Below are 5,372 nucleotides of genomic sequence, written 5' to 3'. Positions count from 1 at the left end.
AGGCGGCGCAACGCCGTACAGGGCTTTGTGAGGATTGCTATATACATCATGAACCGTAGGGTGGGACTTGCCCCCCACCCTAAACACAAAATCCAAAAACCAAAAGGAATCCCGCCATGCCCAACTTCTACGACGGCATCGCCTTTGACTGCGACGCCACCCTCTCCGCCCTCGAAGGCATCGACCAACTCGCCGCACTCGCCGGCGTTGCCGACCAGGTCAGCGCGCTTACCCACCGCGCGATGAACGGCGAAGTGCCGCTGGACGCCATCTACGGTGAACGCCTCGCTCTCATCCGCCCGCGCCAGCGCGACCTCGCCACCATCGCCCAACAATACCTTGACCGCACCGTCCCCGGCGCGCGCGAAACCATCGCCACCCTGCACGCGCGCGGCATCAAGGTCGCCATCGTCAGTGGTGGCATCCTCGACGCCATCCTGCCGCTTGCCGCATCGCTCGGCGTCGCCCCTGCCGACACCTTCGCCGTCCGCCTGCAATTCGACGCAAACGGCGACTACAGCGGTTTCGAGCCCGGCCCGCTCACCGGCAGCGGTGGCAAAGCCGCCATCATTGCCGCCTGGAAACGCGCCAATGGCCTGCAGCGCGTGGCGATGGTGGGCGACGGCATGAGCGACGTAGAAGCGCGCGCGCCCGGTGCCGCCGACACCATCATCGGCTACGGTGGCGTGGTTGAGCGCGCTGCCGTCCGCGCCGCCGCTGACCACTACAGCACCGCCACCGACCTGCGCGACCTCCTGCCCCTGCTCACCCCGGAGACCCCATGACCGCCATCCCCGAAAAAATCGGCCAGTTCTACCTCGGCGACCAAATCCTGCCCGAGCCCGGCACGCCCGTCCTCTACGACGCCGCCGACCTCACCACCCACGCCGTCATCATCGGCATGACCGGCTCCGGCAAAACCGGCCTCGGCATCACCCTGCTCGAAGAAGCCGCGCTGGACGGCATCCCCGTCATCGCCATCGACCCCAAAGGCGACCTCGGCAACCTCGCCCTCAACTTCCCCGCGCGCCGCGCCGCCGACTTCGCCCCCTATGCCGACGCCGCCAGCCTCAAACAAACCGGCCAGACCGCCGACGAATGGGCAGCCGCGACCGCGCAAAAATGGGGCGACGGCATCGACGCCAGCCGCCAAAACGCCGCCCGCCAACAAGCGCTTGCCGCCGCCAACCCCGTCCACATCTACACCCCCGGCGGCGAACACGGCCTGCCGCTGTCGCTGCTCGCCCACCTCGGCGCGCCCGACCCCGCCATCCGCGACGACCGCGAAACCTACGCCGACACTCTCGACAGCACCGCCGCCGCGCTGCTCGCCCTCATTAAAGAGGCAGGCGACAGCACCGCCCCGGCACAACTCTACCTCTCGCACCTCCTGAAACACTACTGGGACGAAGGCCGCGACCTCGACCTCGCCCAACTCATCGCCGCCATCCAAAACCCGCCCATCAAACAAATCGGCGTCTTGCCCGTCGCCCAAATCTGCCCGCCGAAAATGCGCGACAAACTCGCACTCGCCTACAACACCCTGCTCGCCTCGCCCGGCAACAGCGCCTGGCTGCAAGGCGCACCGCTGGACAGCCAACAACTCCTCTACGACGCGCAAAACCGCGCGCAAACCAGCATCATCAACATCGCCCATTTAAGCGACGCCGAACGCATGACCCTCGTCACCCTGCTGCTCGGCAACCTCATCGCCTGGATGCGCCGCCAAAGCGGTAGCAGCACCCTGCGCGCCATCCTCTACATGGACGAACTCTACGGCTACCTGCCGCCCAGCGCCAACCCGCCCAGCAAAAAACCGCTGCTCACCCTGCTCAAACAGGCGCGCGCCTACGGCCTCGGCCTCATCCTCTCCACCCAAAACCCGGTAGATTTGGACTACAAAGCCCTTGCCAACGCGGGCACCTGGCTCATAGGGCGGATGCAAACCGCGCAAGACCGCGCCCGCGTCGCTGACGGCCTCACCAGCGCCGCCACCCAGGGACTCGACCGCGCCACCCTCGACCAATGGTTTGACCACATCGACAAACGCCGCTTCCTCCTGCACAACATCCACGAAGCCGCGCCCTGCATCCTGCAAAGCCGCCACGCGATGAGCTACCTCGCCGGCCCCCTCTCACGCGAACAAATCCGCGCCATCACCGCCGCCGACCCGCGCCGCGCGACCACAACCGCCGCCCCCCGCGACGACAGCGGCGACACCCCGCCGCCCGCCCTGCCTGCCGGCATCAACCGCTACTACCTGCCAAGTGAAAGCGGCAGCGACATGACCCACTACTACCCCGTGGCACTCGCCAGCGTCCACCTCTACTACCGCGACGCCAAAAGCAACACCCGCCACGAACAAACCCTGCTGCTCCAAGCGCCCATCAATGAGGGCGGCATTGACTGGAGCCAAAGCCAAACTGCACCCGTTGCCGCCGACCAACTGCAAACCGCGCCGCACCAACCCTGCCAACACCACCCTGCGCCCGCCGCTGCCAGCGACCCCGCCGCGTGGAAAACCGCCGAAAAAACACTCGCCACCCACCTGCGCCAACACCAAAACCTCACCCTTTACTACAACAAAGCGCTGGACAGCTACAGCAACCCCGGCGAAGACGCGGACACCTTCCGCAACCGCCTCGCCACCGCCGCGCACGAAAAACGCGACGCCGCCATTGCCGCGCTGCGCCTGAAATACGCCAAACAACAAACCGCGCTCGCCAAACAACAACAAACCGCCCAAGCGGCGGTCGAACGCGAAAAAAGCCAAAGCAACCAAAGCCTCTTGCAAACCGGCCTCGCCATTGGCGGCGCGCTGCTCTCCGCCTTCACCGGCCGCAAAGCACTTTCCGCGAGCACCATCGCCAAAACCCAGACCGCCATCAAAAGCGCGGGCAAAATCCAAAAAGAACGACAGGACATCGCCGCCGCCAGCGCGCGCGAAGCGCTGGTTGCCGAACAAATCGCACAAATGGAAGCGGCACTCGCCCAAGAGCTGCAAACCCTGCGCGACCAATACGACCCGGCGACCTTGCCGCTTGAAGAAAAAACCATCGACGTCAAGGCAAGCGACATCACCATCGAACGCCTCGCGCTGGGCTACGTCCCGTTGGGATAACTGGCGCGCCCAGGCATATATAAACCACCAGACGGCTCCCTCCCCTGCGGGGGAGGGCTGGGGTGGGGTTAAGCATTACTGCCGCCGATGTTGTTTGGGCTCGCATACCGGACGCTGTTTACAATTTGAATCCCCCTCCCCTGCGAAGCGGGGGGAGGGGGTGTAAAAAATTGCGTAGCGACGGCACCCAAAACAAAATGTAAACAGCCCGCGTAGGGGCGGTTAGGGCGAAGCCCGTAACCGCCCGCCACGACACGGGCGGTTATGCTGCGCTACCATCTCTGCCGGATCCAATTACAAGCGCATCGAGCGCCCAGGTGTCTGTAAACTATCCTCTCCCGTCACAACCCAGGAAAACCCGTGAACCGCAAAACCCTTGTCCTGCTTCTCGCTGCCGCTGCCAACGCCCACGCTGCCAGCCTGTACTACACGCTCGACCTCGTTGCCGCCAGCGACTACGATGACAATCCCGATTACAAACGCTTTGCCGAAACCTGCGACTATCAGGTGAATATCAGCACAGATGTGAAAAAAATCAAAACCAACCGCCCGCAAATTGATGCGCAGCTCAACCGCGACGCGCCCACACCGGGCGACCTCAAAAAATTCGTCATCGACAGCATCAAGGGATTTTACGAAGAAGGCAGCGACAAAGAATCGCTGTGCAGCGAAACCCACAACTACGAAACCAGCTACACCCCGGATTACCTCGGCCATCACGGCGTGCTGGAGCAGTTCAGCATATCCAGCTCACTATATCTTGGCGGCGCACACGGCAGCGGCGGTACCACCTACCACGTTTTTGACGAACAAGACCACCGCCTGACCCTCGCCGACCTGCTGCAAGGCGACAAAAGTGCGCTCTATCCGTTGCTGGACGCGGCATACAAAAAAGAAGTCAATTTTGACCCCGCCGCCAAAGACTTGGAAGACTACGAGCGCGAGTACGTCAAAACCCTGCACGAAGCCGACAACTTCTACTTCAGCGCGGATGGCGTCGTTTTCTCCTACGTACCCTATGCCGTCAATAGCTATGCTGCCGGACAGGTAGAAATCACCCTGCCTTACGACAAACTGCGCGGCATCATCAAAGACACCTACCTGCCGCAATAAACACCCCGCACGACCCCATGCAAACCCTCCATCACACCGACCTCGCCTCCCGCCACAGCCTCGCCTGCCCGTCCATCGCACGCGAACTCGTGCTGATAGAGAGCGCCGACGAATGGCGTACCGCTGCGCGTGGCGACCGCATCCTCGGCGGCGGCAGCAACACCATCTGCCGCGAAGAAATCACGACGCGCATCCTCTGCCCGCAATATCGTGGCCAGCGCGTCATCGGCGAAGACGCGGACAGCGTGTTGCTGCAAGTGCAGGCGGGCGAGCCCTGGGCGGCGGTCGCCGCCTGGAGCGCGGGCGAAGGCTGGTACGGCGCGGAAAATCTCGCCCGCATTCCCGGCAGCGCGGGGGCGGCGCCGGTACAAAACATCGGCGCCTACGGCATTGAGCTGCAACACATCCTTGAGCGCGTCCAGGTCTATGACCGCGACGAACGCCGCCTGCGCGACATCCCCGCCGCCGCCTGCCAGTTCGCCTACCGCGACAGCCGCTTCAAGCACGACTGGCGCGAACGCTACATCATCAGCGCCATCACCCTGCGCCTTGGCAAACGCGGCGCGCTGCACACCGCCTATCCCGGCCTGCGCGAACAGGCGGACAGCTTGCGCACCCCGGCGGACGCCCACGCTGCCGTCAATGCCCTGCGCGCGCGCAAACTGCCCGACCCGGCAGTTGAGCCAAACGCGGGCAGCTTCTTCCACAACCCCGTTGTCAGCGCCGCACAATATGCCGCGTTACAAACACAACACCCTGAAATTCCCGCCTTCCCGGCAACAGATGGCACTGTCAAAATCCCCGCCGCCTGGCTGATTGAACAATGCGGCTTCAAGGGCGCGAGCGATGGCAAGGTCGGCATCTCGGACAAACACGCGCTGGTACTGGTTAATCACGGCGGCACGGCGACCGAAATCCTCGCCTTCGCCGCCGAAATCCAGCAGACGGTGCAAAGCCGCTACGGTCTCGCCCTCCATATCGAACCCACCGTATTGGGCGACGATTAAGACAGGGAGGCTTGCTGCCGAAGACAATAAGCCTTGCTCGCCAGCTGTTTTTGACAGGTTCTTACGCCCAGCATCTGCCATAGGGTGCGCCTCGGCGCACCATCCGGGTGATGGCGACGGTTTTGCGGCTA

At 63.7% G+C, this 5,372-nt stretch carries 4 protein-coding genes; all 4 read left to right on the top strand.

Annotated features, from left to right (window positions below; genetic code table 11):
• Window positions 1-116 precede the first annotated feature (116 nt).
• The gene (locus Q0349_RS03180; RefSeq protein WP_298079430.1) at window positions 117-785 is read left to right on the top strand and encodes an HAD-IB family phosphatase; all 669 of its coding nucleotides are present in this window, start codon (window positions 117-119) and stop codon (window positions 783-785) included.
• Window positions 782-3,121 carry a DUF87 domain-containing protein gene (locus tag Q0349_RS03175; protein WP_298079429.1) on the top strand — a complete coding sequence of 780 codons (2,340 nt, stop codon included), beginning with the start codon at window positions 782-784 and terminating at the stop codon, window positions 3,119-3,121. The genes Q0349_RS03180 and Q0349_RS03175 overlap by 4 nt, the downstream gene beginning before the upstream one ends.
• A gap of 360 nt (window positions 3,122-3,481) precedes the next feature.
• A complete protein-coding gene (locus tag Q0349_RS03170; protein WP_298079428.1) occupies window positions 3,482-4,234 on the top strand; it encodes an RsiV family protein in 753 nt (250 codons plus the stop codon).
• 17 nt (window positions 4,235-4,251) lie between these two features.
• Window positions 4,252-5,241: a UDP-N-acetylmuramate dehydrogenase gene (murB, locus tag Q0349_RS03165; RefSeq protein ID WP_298079427.1), complete on the top strand. Its 990-nt coding sequence runs from the start codon at window positions 4,252-4,254 to the stop codon at window positions 5,239-5,241.
• Window positions 5,242-5,372: the final 131 nt, after the last annotated feature.

The organism is uncultured Cardiobacterium sp., assembly GCF_938028185.1.
In the GTDB taxonomy this organism is placed as follows: domain Bacteria; phylum Pseudomonadota; class Gammaproteobacteria; order Cardiobacteriales; family Cardiobacteriaceae; genus Cardiobacterium.
Note: the sequence above shows the minus strand (reverse complement) of the source record. Positions and strands in the feature narration are given on the sequence as shown.

What these genes read in the sequence shown, in the direction of transcription:
- Q0349_RS03180 (WP_298079430.1), top strand. Translation starts at nt 117, where the DNA reads ATGCCCAACTTCTACGACGGCATCGCCTTTGACTGCGACGCCACCCTC.
- Q0349_RS03175 (WP_298079429.1), top strand. Translation starts at nt 782, where the DNA reads ATGACCGCCATCCCCGAAAAAATCGGCCAGTTCTACCTCGGCGACCAA.
- murB (WP_298079427.1), top strand. Translation starts at nt 4,252, where the DNA reads ATGCAAACCCTCCATCACACCGACCTCGCCTCCCGCCACAGCCTCGCC.